The following is a 16438-nucleotide window of genomic DNA, read 5'->3' as shown; positions in this document are numbered from 1 at the left end:
AATATTAATTATTATGCGGATTATTTAATTCATATTATATTATTTGTTTAAATATTTTAACTGTTAAGTTAATTCTATAATTAGTTATAAAGATATGTCTAAACAGGATTACAAACGTTTTCTTTTAGTAAAAGATTACTTTTATTCAAACCCAGATGAAGTAGTAAATATTGCCAATACTTCAGAGTTTTACAAACCAAATCATGTTACAGGTTATAGGAGTAAAAGTGTGTTTCATGAACTTGGGATAAAACTAAAATTAGAAAAAATTTTAGGTATAAAAATCATTAGATGGGATACTGATCCTATAGAGGAGAATGGAGTATTCTATCAAGGTTTTTCTAAAGGAGTTAAAAAGGAAATTCCAGGGGTTCATTCTGATGAACCATATAACGATATAACAGTATTAATCTATTTAACAAAAGGAATGCCAATTGATTGCGGAACTTCATTATGGATGCATAAGGAAACAAAATTAATTAATCCACCAACTACCATGGATTCTAAAAGACTTAATTTGAATATTAATTCAATAAGAGATATGTTAGTTAAAGATAGTACAAATAGGAGTAAATGGATTGAGATTGATAGAGTTGGTAATTTTTTTAATAGAATGGTTGCTTACCCTTCTGGGGCATTTCATTCAGCAACTAAGCACTTTGGAAGCAATTTAGAAAATGGAAGAATTTACCAAACTTTCAGAATTGGAGTAAATTGGGATTCATTTAAAATGTATAATTGCTAAATTGTTTTATCTAAAACTTTAACAACTAATTTATTATAATTATATGGACTTTTAGGTTTTTCTTTAACCATTTTAACAAATAATTTCAATAAATTTTTATCAGTAATATTAAATGCTTTTACCCACAAAGCAAATTCCTCCACAATATTAATATTCTTATTGCAATATTTGATATTCAAATTTGTTTTATTTGAAAATTCTTTAATCGAATCTGAAACTGCTGTTAAATTATCTCCCTTGTATTTTTTGGCTATTAAAGATATAATTTTGTTAGAAATATCAATCCTTTTTACAGGGATTGATTTTCCTAAATTTAGGGCTAAATTACATTCTGAAAGCTTCAATAATGTTCTTTCATTTGATCTATAAATATTGTTTTTTTTAATTTTAACAAATTCTTTTTTTGCTAATTTTTCAATCTCAGAATTTATCGGTCTGAAACCAAATTTATAATAGAACCAAAATGCACCAGATTTGATTCCGTCAGGGTTGCCATTACCAAATTGATATGATTCAACCTCAATGTACTTTAAATTAAAAACTTGGATGTAAACCCTTAAAAGTTGACACATAATAAAACCAGATTCACCCCCTCTAAATGCCTCAAAAATATTTATTCCAAACAAAGCACTTTTACCAAACACCCATCCACCACCATAAGAAATCGGTATTCCATTTTTAAATAATGTATAACCAATATAAGATTGTAATGGAAGTTGTCTGTTTGAATTCATTCCGTATATAGCAATTGAAATTCCTCTTTCTAATTCATAAATTCTTAATGAAGATTCATCCATGAAAGTAGATGGATCTGTTTCTCTCATGGTTAGAACCATTGATTTTTTAATTACTTCAACTAAAGCTTGTTTTTGCTTAACATTTAAAATCTTAGGTGGACTTAATTTAGATTTGAATATGTTCTTTTCATCAAAATTTTTCAATATCTCAGTTTGATAAAATATTTGTTTTGGTGAAAATCTATTATAACTTATTGAGTACTCTAAATTTATGAATTTAATGTTTACAAATAATTTTAACGAATTCCAAACATGATCTTTAATCAATAAAAGTGAATTCAATTTTTCAAATTCATTTAGTAAAAAAGTTAATTTTTTTAGATCATTTAAGCCAAGTGAATTTAGCAATAATTCATTTGAAAGTTCCGAAGTTGTTTCTTCTTTTAATATGTTTGGGAGAGTTAAGTTTAAAAAAGTGTTTAAATCAATCCCAGTTTTATCAAAGGAATCAATTGTTAACTTACATCCTTTTTGTTTGATTAACCACTGAAACATTTCTTGTGAGAATCTTGTACTCATTTGAGTATAAGGCAAACCTGAATTTAAATATTTTTCATTATAACCATGTTGAGTTTTTCTTAAATATATTGAAATTCGATTTAATTCGTTTTCTGCAATAAGATTTAATTGCTTATTCTCAGGATGTGATATAATAAATAATAAAACATTATGATAATCAATTAAATTAGTATTTTCATTAAACTTAATAAATGATATTTTATGTATTAAATTAAACTTTTCATGATAAAAATTCAAACCGAATTTATTATGAATTTGATACAATTTTTTTACATTAAAATTCATTGATTTAATTTAACTGAAGTGGTTAATAATTGAGTAATAAATTGGCATACCAATTGTTATATTGAATGGGAATGTAATTCCTAATGCCATGGTCATAAAGAGTCCAGGATCTGATTTAGGTGCCACCAAGCGCATAGCTGCTGGAACTGCTATATAAGAAGCACTTGCAGCAAGAATTGCAAAAATAAATCTATTGCCAGGATTATTAGTTACAATTGAACTTAACATTGCAACCAAACTTCCATTTATTAATGGAACAATTATTGCAAAAAGTGTTAGAAATAAACCATACTTTTTAAATGCTGAAAATCTAGATGCAGTAACCATTCCCATTTCAAGTAAGAAAATTGCTAAGAACCCTTTGAATATATCATTTGTAAATGGCTTAATTCCTTCTGCTTGTTTGGTATCTGCAATTAACCCAATGATTAAACTACCTAAAATTATCAATACACTTCCGTTAGTTATTGAATGCTTAATAATGCTTCCAAGTTTAGTATTTTCATTTGATGATTTATCAAATTTCATCATTAAAATTACTCCTACAATTATTGCTGGAGATTCCATCAATGCCATAACAGCAACCATATGTCCATTATATGTTATTGTTTGAGCTTCTAAAAATGCAACTGCTGAAACGAAAGTAACAGCACTAACTGAACCATAAGCTGATGCAACTGCTACAGCATTGCTTATATCCATTTTTTTCTTTAAAATAAAAAAAACATAAATTGGAATGATTGAAGCAATAAACAAACCGTATAAAATAGAATAAATTATCTCTGTATTAAATGTACTTATTGCTAATTCTTGTCCACCTTTAAATCCAATCGAAAATAAAAGATATATTGAAATAAATTTACTTGTTGAGGCAGGAATTTCAAGATCACTTTTTACAAGTGTTGCAACAATACCTAATATAAAGAAAAGTAAAGTTGGGTTTGTAATGTTTGTAACTAATAAATGGAAATCCATTCTGATGTATAAAAATATATTTAAAAATAAATTTGTTAATTAAAAATGTTAATTTTTAAAAAATAAATAATGAAATTAACTGAGATTATATTTTCTTTTTGATAATTTATTGATTAAAAATAACTACCCATAAATGATTACTAATGTACTAATTATCCAAACCAATCCACATATTAATAATCCTTTATCTTGTAAAATTGCATTGACTGTATCTTCTGAATTTTGAAGTTTTTCATCAATGTATATATACCTAAAAATACCATACATTACAATTGGAACAGTTAAAATCATTTTATTGCTATGGAAATACTCAATTGTATGTTCGCTTACTGTATATAAGGTGTAACTCATTATTGATCCAGCAACAGAAGTTGATAATACAATTCTAATCAATTCTTCAGAATAATCTTTTAGTACTTTTCTTGTTTCATTTCCTTTATAAGATTTTCTTAATTCTCCTCTTCTTTTCATAATTGCTAAAAAAAGAGATATAAACAATGTACATATAATTAACCATGAAGAAACCTCTACACTAATAGCAGCTGCCCCTGCAAGCATTCTAAGCATAAATCCACCAGCAATAATAAATATATCTAATAATACAACATTTTTTAATCCAAATGAATAGGCTGTATTAATACCTGCATAAATTAATATGAAGACAACAGCATTAAAGGGAATAAAATATAAAATTAATGTAGCAATAGTTAATAGAATACTTAACAGAAACAATGCATTTTTAATACTAATTCTACCAGATGCAATTGGTCGAGTTTTTTTTACTGGATGTAATGAATCTGAATCTTTATCTCGTATGTCATTTAAGATATAAATGCTAGAACTTACAAAACAAAATGTAATAAAAGTAAGAACTGATTGAAAAATCAAATTACTTTGAGAAAGCTCTTTACTATAAACTAAAGCTGCAAATACAAATGCATTTTTTATCCAATGAGTAGGTCGAATCAGTTTAAATAATTGATTAAGCATCATTTATTATTTTTCAATTATGAATGAAGATTCCAAAGACTTCCCTTCTGAATCACTAATTTTAACAAAATATTTTCCTGATATAAAGTTCTCAATTGGCAATCTAATTCTTTGATTAGAATTTTTAACTTCTAATTCACATACTTTTTTGCCAAATGAATTGAATACTAGAAGAGACGAATTATTTAAAAAAGAAAAAGGCAATTCTGCTGTAATAGAGTTAACAGCTGGATTTGGGAAGAAAGATAAATTCCTAGTTTTATCAATTTTATTATCAACATTTGAAAGTCCAGATTCAGTAATCAATAACATTTTATTAATTGCAGGATTTTTAATTGTTGTTTTAGGTAACCCTTTCTTTGGCCATCTAACAACAATAGAATCAATAATTGTATTTTTTTCTAATCCAAAATTTAGAATAAAAGGACTTGTCATCCCCCATCTTCCAACACCAGATTGAATATCCCTCATTTGAGTTGTACCTCCTGAAGTAACATAAATTCTTGCACCAATACAATTTTTATTACAACCTTTTGGGGCAATTAATTTGATTGATGTATGATTATTTAATTCAGCTATTCTATTTTCAAACAACCAAACTCTACCTGAATTAGCATTTGCAGTTCTTGGAGCATATTCAATTAACCAATCATCATCCCCATCTAAATCAAAATCTAAAGGTCTGTTTGAATGAGTTTCTTTTAATATAGTTCTAAGTTTTAATTTATTTGCAATCTCTGTGAATGAATGATCTTTGTTCTGATGTTCAATGTAACATCTATCGTTCGTGGCATCATAACCAGTAGTGCTTAACACAAAGTCTTGAAGCATATCTCCGTCCATATCAAACCAAGATCCAGCTTGGTCTCCAAGATGTCCATAATTTGAAAGAAAAATTATAGATCCTTTTTTTAAACTAAAATTTCCATATTGATTGCTCCAAGAAGTATCTTTTTTTAAAGTATCTTTTTTAATAATAGTTCCAGTTATTAACGGTCTATCAAATTTATTTAAGTCCCAATGTAGTTTATAAGAACTATCAATTCCAGAATTAAGAGTTAAAGGTGAATGAGCTTCTTGAGGATCCAAACCACCGTGTACAAGCATTTGAGCTATATCCATATCACCATCATTATCAAAATCACAAGGTAACGCTTCCCATTGACAAACTTCTCTTGGGAACCACAAATAATTTGGAGCAGACCCACCACCATCTATATTACCATGCATTCCATTAGTTGCAGTATAACCTGATCCTTCAGTAAAGTTATCAAATGTTCCATTTCCATTATTTTTCCAAAGTGTACCATCAGTTCTACAATAAGGTGAAGTAACAATATCCTGAAATCCATCATTATTCCAATCAGTAATACTTGCACCATAACATGGCTCTTGAACATTATAAAGCCCAGCACTTTCTGAAACATCTTTGAATGTACCATCTCCGTTACCCTTTAATAAAAAACCTGGTACCCACAAATTTGCACCATGATCAACTGAAAATACAGTAACATAAATATCGATATTACCATCAAGATCATAATCTAAAAAGCAATATCCAGTACAAGGGTATTTATTATAACCATCATAAAGCCCACCAACAAAAGTATTTAAATCATTTAACCCACTATTTTGAACAAGATTGTATCTACCCGTACCATCATTTAAAAGTATTTCAGCTCTATCCCCAACGTCTTTAAAAGTTTTTACATCATAAAAAAATATACCTGTTATAATATCATTATACCCATCATTGTTAAAATCAGCAGTAGCCCAAACATCAGCAACTCTACCCTTTACAGCAGGATCTCTGTTTACATAAACACTAATACTATCGGTTACATCAACAAATATTCTAGCTTTTGGGTTTGAAGAATCAGGGTTATCAAAGTTATAATAAATTCTAGTTTTCATTGTTCTATCATAAGCAAGGTTCGTTAGAATTAAGTCAGGGTAATCATCTCCATTCAAATCAACTGAACTAATTTGACCAGATTTAACACTATTTAATTTTGATGCTGCTGTCACATCTTTAAACCAAGTAGTATCTTGAGAATAAGCGTAATTAACAAATAGAAAAAATGAGAGTAAAAAGTAAAAACTAGTTTTCATAAAGAATATTTAAAAAAATTTAGATTATTATTGTAAAGTTATCAAAGTATCTAAACTATATGAATCATTTTTTATAAAATGAAATTTGTACTTTCCAGGTTCAGAGAATCTTATATTTGTGTTTACTATAAAATTTGAAACAACTTCAGGGCAGTTTATTTCTGAATTATCTGTTTTTCTAAAATAAGAACTTATAAAAACATCTTCACCTAATTTATATATTTCATTTTGTACAAATTGAAAACATGTATTTGGTAATGAGCAATTAATATCAATAGAAACATTTTTATCATTAATTATAATTGATTGAATATTATAAATCATAGGTAACCATCTATCGTTCGGATTTGGGTTAACAGGTTGATTATCACAAGAATTGAAAGGAAAAGTAATAAATAATAATATTAGAAAACTATTTAATTTGTACATTATTTGTTTTAGAATAAATACAAATATAATATCTAAAAAGTTTCTTTGTCTAACTAAATGATACTCTTATATTTGCAATCATTTATTAGATAAACTTACTGCGGGTGTGGCGAAATTGGCAGACGCGCCAGACTTAGGATCTGGTGCCGTGAGGCATGGGGGTTCAAGTCCCTCCACCCGCACTTAGTTTTTAAATTCAACTTACCATATACATTCCTTATTTAATACAATCAATGCAGTCAACATTACGTGAAGTTAGCGGTGTTAAACGCGAACTTGATATGATAATTTCAAGTGAAGAAACAGCCCCACATATTGCTCAAGCATATCATCAAGCTCAATCAAAAGTAAATCTTAAGGGTTACCGTCAGGGTAGAGTACCTCAAGATGTAATTCGTAAATTGATGGGAAAAGATATTGATCAAGAAGCATATGAAAAATGTATCAACCAACAGTTTGCATCTTGGGTTGAATCTGGTGGTGTTTCACCAATTGGATATCCTGGAATAGTTAAACTTGACAAAAAGTTGGATGGTGGAATTGAATGCACTATCTCATTCGAAGTTTATCCAAGTTTTAGTATAAATGAATATAAAGGTATTTCTGCAAAGAGATATTTTCATGAAGTAACAGATGAAGATGTTGAGAATGAAGTTTCAAGAATGCAAGAGTCTCAAGCAACTTTTGAAGATACATCTGTAATTGAAAATGAAAATCACTTTGTTAAGATTACAATGACTAGAATTGATGAATCAGGTAATACTGCTGAAGATGCCGTTCCATTCCCTTCAAATCTATATTTAAAGAATCCAAAAGCAGATAAAAAATTAGTAGATTCTTTAATAGGAAAAAATACAGGTGATAATTTTACATACGAAGTTGATGATAAAACAGAAAACAAAGTAATTAATTTCAAATTAGAAGTTGGAGAAATTAAAAAAGTAGTTTTACCAGAAGTAAATGATGAGCTATTACAGAAATTATCAGGAGATGATAAATTAACATTAGAAGGATTCAAATCTGAGGCTAAAAGAAAAATTGATTTTGATACTGCTAAGTATTACGAAGAATTGTTTCATAACGAATTGGTTGCAAAATTAGTCGAATCCCATAAAGACACATTTGAAGTTCCTGATTCAGTAACACAACAGATTATGATGGATTTAGTTAATAGTAAAAAAGATAAAAAAGGAGAACTTCCAAAAGGATTTGATATTGATAAATTTGTTGTAGAAAATGAAGAAAGAGCTCGTGAAACAGGAAGATGGGCTATTATTAGAGATAAAATTATTGAACTTGAAAATATTATTGTTGAAGATATTGACATTGAAGATTATGCAGAAATGCAAGCACAACAATATGGAACTGATACTGCAACATTAACAAATTTCTTTAAAGAAAACGAACAAGTTAAGAATCAAATATTAACAATTAAGACTTTACAATTCTTAGAAGATAATGCCGTCATTGAAGAAGTTCAGGATACAACAATCACTAATAAACAAAATGATTTAATACATAGTGATCATAATCATTCTGAACATGGACATTCAGAACATGATCATAATCATGATGAAGAAAATCACGTTCATTAATTTATTTTCAAAAATTTTTCTAATTAAAAATGATTATTCCACGTATTGTTGAAAGAACTTCCAGAGGAGAAGAAGTTTGGGATCCATTTAGTAGATTATTGAAGGACCGCATTATAATGTTAGATTCCCCAATAACAGATGAGGTAGCAAGCATTGTTATTGCTGAACTTTTATTTTTAGAAAGTGAAGACCCGACTAAAGATATTGTAATGTATATTAATTCTCCAGGAGGATCAGTATCTGCTGGACTAGCAATATATGATACTATGCAATTTATTAGAGCAGAAGTATCAACTATTTGTATTGGAATGGCAGCCTCAATGGCTCAAGTATTGTTATGTGCAGGTGCAAAAGGCAAAAGAATGGCTTTACCAAATAGTAGAATTATGATGCATCAGCCTTCAGGAGGAACTCAAGGGCAAACAACTGAAATTGAAATTTACTTAAAAGAGATGTTAAGAATGAGAGAACAATTATATAGAATAATTTCTGCTCATACCGAAAAGTCAATAGATCAAATTTTAAAAGATGCCGAACGAGATAATTGGATGTCGCCTCAAGATGCTTTAGAATATGGATTAATTGACACAGTATTAGCTAGCAGAAAAGAGGCTGGAGTACTTATTCCTGCAATTCCTTCAACAACAGCTTCTCAGAAAATATTGATTGAAAATACTCCTATTTCAGAACCAAAGGAAAAGAGTGAATAAACTATTTTTTACTAAATCAGTCAAGTGTAATTATTTAAAATTATACTTGACTTTATTTTATATATGAAAATAAAATATTCAATAATATTAATTCTTACATCTCTAGTTTTAATTTCTTGTGATGATATATCATTTGATAATTTTTCGTTTGATAAATTTTCTCTAGATAGCTTATTCCATAGTGAAACTAAACTTCCCCCAGAATTAGAATCTGTATTGAAATCAAAAGATTCAATCAATAAAGTTAAATTAGCTTCAATAGAAAAAGCTAAAAGACAAAAGGTTTTATTATCCAACAATTCTAGTATTCCTAAAATAAATTATACTTGCTTTGCACCAACAAAAATTCAATTAGATTCAATAAAAAAAATTTTTGGTGTTAATGATTCTTCTAGGCAAATCCTTACAACTTTAAATAGAAAAGATTGGGGCTTTATAAAACCAGGTGATAGTGTAGTTATACCTGATACGCTTATACTGGATCCTAAATTTTATTCTGCTCTTCCTCAATTTTATCATGAAGCATCAGATATAAAAAAACTAATAATAATTTCTAATGCTTTTCAGTGTTATGCAGCATATGAATTTGGAAAACTTGTTAGGTTTGCAGGTGTTAATACTGGAACAAAAAGCAAACCAACATTCCCAGGTAGATACGCACTTAATTGGAAAGAAAGGTTAAGGCGATCTTCATTAGACACAAATTGGAAACTCCCCTATAATTGGAATTTTCATATGTATGCAGGAAATGCTTTTCATCAGTTTATAAGACCAGGAAGACCTGCATCTCATTCTTGCGTAAGGCAGTCTATGGCTGATGCCAAATGGCTCTTTGATTGGGGAGAAGGTGCTATTAAAGATACAAACAATAAAATGATTCCATTAACTGGAACCCCAGTTATTATTTTAGATATGTTTGATTATGATAGGAAATCTGGTGGACCTTGGCGAGAGTTGAAATCGAACAAAGATATTGTTATTCAATTACCAAAAAAACCAATGGATGTTGAAGAGGCTTTAATACCTCTTTCCCAAATACCACCTGAATTAAGAGGAGGAAAGTCTAAAAATGATAGATATAAATTTGCAGAAGATTCTTTAAGAGCTAGAGGAATTTTGGATTCTAATTGGAGATTATCAACATCAATAAATTATAACTCAAGAAGAAAAGCAAAAGCAAAACTAAATGCTAGAATTATTGCTAAAAGGAATTTAGAAAAATTAAAAAAATCAGAAGAAATTGCTCCTATTATTTCAGAATAAAAATTAATTTAATAATGATTTAAATTTATTAATCTGCCTTCTGTGTCTTAATATATGCACTATTGCATGTTCCAATAATTGATCAACATCAAACAACTGACCCCATCTAGTTTTTATGACATTTTTAATTAACTCTTCATTACTAATATTCCAAATACTTTGAAGAGTTTCATCGTTATATAAAAACATTTTATCTAACTCATTGCAAGAAGTAATACCCGATCCACAAAGATAATTATTTTTATCTTCTACAACTTTAACTCCAAATTGAGATCGAATATAATTTGCATAACCATAACCTGATCTTATAACATGAATCATTATAGATTGAATTGATTCACAATCTGGATCATTAGTTTCATTGTCAACAATCAATTTGAATTTAGAATTGTCTAAACTAATTAATACTAATTTCAACTCATCAATTGCTTTTTCATATTCGTCAAGTAAAGCCCCCATAGGACCAGTTCTATAAACTTTTAAACCCATAAAATAAATCTCAAAGTTGATTTCAAATTCTAAAAAAATTACAATACAATTCCCATACACATACCATCACCAACTGGAACAATACAGCTTTCTATTAATGGATTACATTTCATTGCATTATTGAATGATTGAATAGCTTTAACATCTTTATTGTCAGTATTTTCATCATGAACTAACCCCCATGCAAGTGCATTATCACCTGTTATCACCCCACCTTTATTCATGAGGGGGAGTATCAAATCTAAATATCTTACATAAGAAATTTTATCTGCATCAATAAAAGCAAAATCAAATTTATCTGAACTATTAATTGTTTTCTCAAGTACATCAACACCTGAACCTATAAGCACTTCTATTTTTCCACTCAATCCAGCTTTAGCAATTTGACTTCTCGCAAACTCACCACGAAATGGATCTACTTCTATTGTTATTAGCTTTCCATCTAATGGTAAAGCTCTAGCCATAACAATTGCACTATAACCTCCTAAAGTACCTACTTCAATAATTCTTTTAGCTTTGATTGATTTAATAAAGACCTGTAAGAATTTACATTGTTCTGGTGATATACAAATTTCTGGTATTCCAACTTCCTTTGCTTCATTTCTCAAATTCATTAACAACTCATCTTCACCCGAAAAATTATCAACTAAATATTGATAAATTTCATTTGTAACCTCAGTGTTCTTTATTCCTAAAGCCATTTATTTGATTATTAATTTTAATTATTGTCCAAAAATAACTTAATGCATCAAATTAATTTGTTAATTTTATAATTTGAATCTAGAACCAAAATAGAACATTCTTCCTTCTAATGGTCCCCATATCATACTAGCATCAAAATTATCTGAGAACGGATTTGATGATTCAATTATAGGTTGATGTTGTGTGAAATTACTTAAATTTTCCCCTCCTATATAAAATTCCAATTCACCAAATTTTTTAGTAACTTGTAAATTAAATCTAAAGAAATTTTTAAAAGTATTCTCATTAGTTTCGTGAGAATAAATAAAATTAGGTAATCTTCCAGAAGAATTCCAAATTAATGTACCATCAAATTGGAAATCTTTTTTATGTGATAAATAAGATCCTGTAACCAAGATTCTACCAGGTGATTGCAGTGGTTGAATAAGTTTTTCATTGCCAAATATTGATTTAATATCATTGTATCTATAAGCAAATGCTAGCTCTAATTCAGGAATTAAATTAAATGAGACTTGTGCTTGATAATTATTAGTATAAGATTCATTTTTAACATTTTTAAATATTATAGAATCGATACTCGAATCATAATCAGCAATAACTTGATTTACAAAATTTGTACTATAAAAATCTAAATCAAAGATAAAAGGAATTTCAAACAATTCTAATGTTGTGTTAATGCTTGAGCCAATATTTACTGCAGATTCGATTTCTAAATTATTAATTTTTAACAATCGGGCAGATGAAAGTACATTTGGATTTTCACCAATTACAGAAGCAGCATGGTAGCCGTAACCTAAACTAAATCTAACTTTAAAAAGATCTGATAAATCATATTTTAAGTGGAATCTTGGAGTTAGTAATGTTCCATAATTATTATGTTGATCTGCTCTAATACCCGCTATGAAACTAATTTGATCAAAGGGTTTATAATTCAATTCAGCAAAAAGACCAACTACAGACTCCTTTTCATCTATTTTAAATTTATTAACTTTTTCATTATAATTCCCAATTTGATTTCTGTATAAATAACTCATTCCAAAAGTATAATAATCTTCTTCATGAATACCAATTTCACTTTTCAGTATAAATTTTGCATTGAATTTATCCTCTTTTGTATCAAAAGATTTTAAACCAGAAAATGATGAGATACTATCAGTTGAACCACTAAGAATTAAAGCTAAACTTAAATGATCAGTTTCAGTTTCGAGTTTCGCCATTTTTGTAAAAAATTCATATCTACTGATTTTTGTAGAAGATCCATAATTTAAGGGGGTGCTAATTTTATCAATAAAATTAACTTGACCTGAGTTATATTCATCATTTAGCCCCCTAGCAAACAATTGTGCTTCAAATCCATCAGTAACATAAATCCATCGGTTTGCAATATTAATTTGTTTGTTTAGTGGAACATCAATAAAACCATCGTTATTATGGTCTTCTTTTAAATTCGAATTTCTTCCAGATACAAAAATGCCTGTAGATAATTTTTCATTCACCTTAATTGCAGAACTTAAATTTAGATCAATTCTATTACTTGAGTTAACATAAACATTCCCTTCAAAAGGGGACATATCAAAAGGTTTTTTGTATTCTAAATTAATCTGACCTGTAATACCTTCATAACCACTTGAAACTGATGAAGCTCCTTTTGTAATCGAGATACCTTCTAGCCAAGTTGGAGGTGTATATTCAAGGGCATATTTTGAAGTTAATCCTGAAAATATTGGAATTGTTTCAGTTAACAAATATGAATATTCACCTTTAAGTCCTAGTAATTTTATTTGCTTTACTCCTGTTAATGCATCACTATAAGACACTTCTGCACTAGCATTCTTTTCAAATGCTTCAGATAAAGCACAGCAAGCACTTCTTCGGAAAAGCTTACCAGTTATAAATTCTTGCTTTAGTGTTTTTAAGCCAACAGATTGTGCTGATTTTTCAGCAGTTATCTGTACCTCCTTTGAATTAGTTATTAAAGGTTCAAGAGTGATTTCGTAATCATTTAACATTCCATCTAACAAAGTTGTATCAGATTCAAATCCAATAAAACTTACAACTAACAATTTATTAGTATCTGCAAATTTTAAATCAATTTGAAATTGACCATTTGAATTTGAAATTGAACCAATTTTAGTGTTTAATAATTTAATGGTTGCTCCTGGTAGTGGTGAATTTAAACCATCTTTATCAATTTGAAAGACTGTCCCTTTTACTATTTGTGAATTTAATTTAAATGTAACTGTAAAAAATATTATTAAAAAAAAATATATTTTCATTTTTTATTGAATAGATAATTGAGTTGATATAAATTCTATCAGATGATATCTAATAGAAAATTTTATTAATTAAATCAATTAACTATATCAAACTTGAAATGAAATTATTTCTTGATTAATTTTTGAAGTTTTTAAATGAGGTTTTGAATTAAAACTAATAGATTTAACTTTATCTTCTAAAATTATATTAGGAAATTTAAATCTGTAATCTATGTTTACAACTAATTTAGGTGAGTGATTAAAAACTATATTTGCGTTACTAATGAAAGTAAATTTCAAGGTTAGATTATTAATTTTACAGCAATTTTCTTTTTGTTGATTAAAAGAATTATTGTTAATACAACAACCTGGAAGTATATTATCGTTATTTGATATTGATGAATTATCAATTAGATAATTAAATTTTTCTATATTTAAATTACAACAATCATATTTCTCATTAAAAGATTCTAACTCTGATTTACAATTTTTTTCTGTTGAACATAAACTTTTCTGGCATACTTTTACTTTCATTGAAGCAAAAGTATTTGTAAAAGTAAATTGTAATAAAATAAAAATAATTACATACTTTTTAATAATACTCATTTTTCATTTTCAACTTTAAATCCAGCTTCTTCAATAACATTAATTACAGAATCTTTGGTTATGGTATTCTCATCATATTTGATATCTACAAAACCTATTTTAATTTCATTAACTTTAACTCCGAATTTATTTAAAGCAATATTTAAACTTCTTACGCATCCATCACAACTCATCCCTGAAATATCTAACTTAGTAGTAGTCATTTATATTATTATTTTTTTATTTATTTGTGACCTCCAGGCTGACAACATTGAGGCAAATTTTTTCTTCTTGATGTTGTAGTTTTAACTTCCTCTGCATTATATCCAATTTTTGCTATCAATCTTTTAATATCAATCAACTTTACTATTTCACTATCAAAATCAACAACAACTATTTTATCTATTGCATTCGCTTCTACTTTGGAAACTCCTTTTAATTTTAACAATTTACTTTTTAACCTTTCTTCACACTCTTCACATTGCATATCTGGAACTTTAATTGTATCAGTTTTAATAATTTCAACTTTGTCAAAATTATTTAAAAGATTATTACTTACACTTTTGTTAAAAGCATTTACAAAAATAATTATTGTACTAACAAAGATTATTAACTTAAAGTATTTCATGTTAAAAAGGTTTTTAATTTTGGATTCAGATTAATGCTATAATAATCGGCACAATAAAACTATGATTACTTCAATTCCATTTTCTTGGTATCATAAGAATATTTTTCTTCAACTTTAAGATTTACAGGTTTTACTGTTAGTTTATTTGTATAAACATAATCTCCAGTATTAGCTTTATCACCATTTCCTGCAACATATGCAACATAAAAAGTAACTGGTCCTTTAATCTCATCGGGTGCTATCCAATAAAATTGCCAATTGGCTTTCCTAGACGTAAATGTATTTCCATTAGTGCTTTGATCTACATACATTCTATCTAAAAATTCAGTTTTTTCAGGCGGATGAATTAAAGTTTTTTTTGAATCTTTAAGAGATATTTCACCATATCCTTCTTCAAAATCATTTAAAGCTGTAGCTTGAAATCCATATTTTGTAAGACTATCCTGGCTAATGGAAACATTAACTATATATTTTTTACCAGCGACAAATTTATTTAATGAATCTTCAAATGATATTGAGGTTACACCACTTCCTATATTTAATACTGCTGTTTTACCAGCATGACAAGTGGAATTTGAACAAGTTAATTCTCCAGGAGCTCCAGTTGAATGTGCTGGTGCACCTGCACTTTTTGCTAAGAGTTTAACTATAATTGATAATACAAATATTGCTATTACACAAACATATTTAAAATTAGATTTCATTTTAAATTTAATAATAAATTTTTATTATCATTCTCATTTATTTCGCAAATTACATCAACCATAGTGAAGTTTCTAGTCATAGTATACACATAATCACCTTTATCTGTTAAATCCTTATTGCCAGATAAGCATGCAAGATAAAATTTTATTGATCCTTTTATTGACTTTGGAGAATGCCACTTTAAATCCCAGGATTTATAACCAACAGAATCTGCTATTGTACCTAAATAAGTGTAGGTAACATATTCCCTATTGATAAACTTATCTAAACCTTTTTGTAATTGAGTTCTATTTGAATCCATTAAAATAAAATTTCCTACTGATTCTCCTGAATCGTTTAATGCTACTAATTGGAAACCAAATCTTTCAATTTTTTTTTGATTAATTGAAATGTTTAAATTGTAAACATTATCAGATAAAATTACACCATTAACAATTTTACTTTCTGATGTATTATTTGACTCAAAAACAAGATCTATTTTACCATTTTTAAAATTTAATATATTATCATCATGGCAATTTGAAGACGCACAAGTTCTTTCAGATGGAGCACCAGTACTCGATTCTGGAGCTCCAGTACTTTGATTGTTTGCATATCCAATTATAAAAAATAATAAAAATAACACAAAACATATTTTAGTTTTTTTTAACATTA

Annotated in this window: 17 protein-coding genes and 1 tRNA gene; 5 read left to right on the top strand and 13 right to left on the bottom strand. The window is 27.8% G+C overall.

What is annotated here, in order from left to right:
• The first annotated feature begins 94 nt into the window (after nt 1-94).
• The gene (locus IPP08_04875; GenBank protein QQS67502.1) at nt 95-745 is read left to right on the top strand and encodes a hypothetical protein; all 651 of its coding nucleotides are present in this window, start codon (nt 95-97) and stop codon (nt 743-745) included.
• Here the strand turns inward: IPP08_04875 and IPP08_04870 are convergent.
• The 5 genes from IPP08_04870 to IPP08_04850 all read right to left on the bottom strand — a co-directional run bounded on the left by IPP08_04870 (nt 742) and on the right by IPP08_04850 (nt 6852).
• Nucleotides 742-2346, bottom strand: coding sequence for a hypothetical protein (locus IPP08_04870; GenBank protein ID QQS67501.1), 1605 nt, complete (start codon nt 2344-2346; stop codon nt 742-744). The genes IPP08_04875 and IPP08_04870 overlap by 4 nt on opposite strands.
• A 9-nt stretch (nt 2347-2355) precedes the next feature.
• Nucleotides 2356-3321: a sodium-dependent bicarbonate transport family permease gene (locus IPP08_04865; GenBank protein ID QQS67500.1), complete on the bottom strand. Its 966-nt coding sequence runs from the start codon at nt 3319-3321 to the stop codon at nt 2356-2358.
• Between the two features lie 123 nt (nt 3322-3444).
• Nucleotides 3445-4314 (bottom strand): decaprenyl-phosphate phosphoribosyltransferase, encoded by an 870-nt coding sequence (locus IPP08_04860; protein ID QQS67499.1) that lies wholly within the window; start codon nt 4312-4314, stop codon nt 3445-3447.
• Nucleotides 4315-4317: 3 nt separating this feature from the next.
• Entirely contained in the window at nt 4318-6423 is a 2106-nt protein-coding gene (locus IPP08_04855; GenBank protein QQS67498.1) for a VCBS repeat-containing protein, read from the bottom strand.
• Between the two features lie 27 nt (nt 6424-6450).
• Entirely contained in the window at nt 6451-6852 is a 402-nt protein-coding gene (locus IPP08_04850; GenBank protein QQS67497.1) for a hypothetical protein, read from the bottom strand.
• A 100-nt stretch (nt 6853-6952) separates the two neighbouring features.
• Here IPP08_04850 and IPP08_04845 point away from each other — a divergent pair.
• The 4 genes from IPP08_04845 to IPP08_04830 all read left to right on the top strand — a co-directional run bounded on the left by IPP08_04845 (nt 6953) and on the right by IPP08_04830 (nt 10420).
• Nucleotides 6953-7034, top strand: a tRNA-Leu gene (locus IPP08_04845).
• A gap of 51 nt (nt 7035-7085) precedes the next feature.
• Entirely contained in the window at nt 7086-8447 is a 1362-nt protein-coding gene (gene tig / locus IPP08_04840) for a trigger factor (protein QQS67496.1), read from the top strand.
• A 32-nt stretch (nt 8448-8479) separates the two neighbouring features.
• A complete protein-coding gene (locus tag IPP08_04835) occupies nt 8480-9157 on the top strand; it encodes an ATP-dependent Clp protease proteolytic subunit (GenBank protein ID QQS67836.1) in 678 nt (225 codons plus the stop codon).
• Between the two features lie 63 nt (nt 9158-9220).
• Complete coding sequence (locus IPP08_04830) at nt 9221-10420, top strand: L,D-transpeptidase (GenBank protein ID QQS67495.1); 1200 nt, start codon at nt 9221-9223, stop codon at nt 10418-10420.
• A 3-nt stretch (nt 10421-10423) separates the two neighbouring features.
• Here IPP08_04830 and IPP08_04825 read toward each other — a convergent pair whose 3' ends face one another.
• The 8 genes from IPP08_04825 to IPP08_04790 form a co-directional block, all read right to left on the bottom strand.
• On the bottom strand, nt 10424-10909 hold the full coding sequence (locus IPP08_04825; protein QQS67494.1) for a DinB family protein: 486 nt from the start codon (nt 10907-10909) through the stop codon (nt 10424-10426).
• Between the two features lie 38 nt (nt 10910-10947).
• Nucleotides 10948-11610 (bottom strand): O-methyltransferase, encoded by a 663-nt coding sequence (locus IPP08_04820; GenBank protein QQS67493.1) that lies wholly within the window; start codon nt 11608-11610, stop codon nt 10948-10950.
• Nucleotides 11611-11676: 66 nt separating this feature from the next.
• Nucleotides 11677-13887: a TonB-dependent receptor gene (locus IPP08_04815; protein ID QQS67492.1), complete on the bottom strand. Its 2211-nt coding sequence runs from the start codon at nt 13885-13887 to the stop codon at nt 11677-11679.
• An 87-nt stretch (nt 13888-13974) separates the two neighbouring features.
• Entirely contained in the window at nt 13975-14472 is a 498-nt protein-coding gene (locus IPP08_04810; protein ID QQS67491.1) for a hypothetical protein, read from the bottom strand.
• On the bottom strand, nt 14469-14675 hold the full coding sequence (locus IPP08_04805; GenBank protein ID QQS67490.1) for a heavy-metal-associated domain-containing protein: 207 nt from the start codon (nt 14673-14675) through the stop codon (nt 14469-14471). Before IPP08_04805 ends, IPP08_04810 begins: the two co-directional genes overlap by 4 nt.
• A gap of 20 nt (nt 14676-14695) precedes the next feature.
• A complete protein-coding gene (locus tag IPP08_04800; protein ID QQS67489.1) occupies nt 14696-15079 on the bottom strand; it encodes a heavy-metal-associated domain-containing protein in 384 nt (127 codons plus the stop codon).
• A gap of 65 nt (nt 15080-15144) precedes the next feature.
• Nucleotides 15145-15783 (bottom strand): hypothetical protein, encoded by a 639-nt coding sequence (locus IPP08_04795; protein QQS67488.1) that lies wholly within the window; start codon nt 15781-15783, stop codon nt 15145-15147.
• Nucleotides 15780-16436 carry a hypothetical protein gene (locus IPP08_04790; protein QQS67487.1) on the bottom strand — a complete coding sequence of 219 codons (657 nt, stop codon included), beginning with the start codon at nt 16434-16436 and terminating at the stop codon, nt 15780-15782. The genes IPP08_04795 and IPP08_04790 overlap by 4 nt, the downstream gene beginning before the upstream one ends.
• Nucleotides 16437-16438: the final 2 nt, after the last annotated feature.

It is taken from the genome of Chlorobiota bacterium, from assembly GCA_016700335.1.
In the GTDB taxonomy this organism is placed as follows: Bacteria; Bacteroidota; Ignavibacteria; order OLB7; family OLB7.
This window is presented reverse-complemented; position numbering and strand designations above follow the sequence as displayed.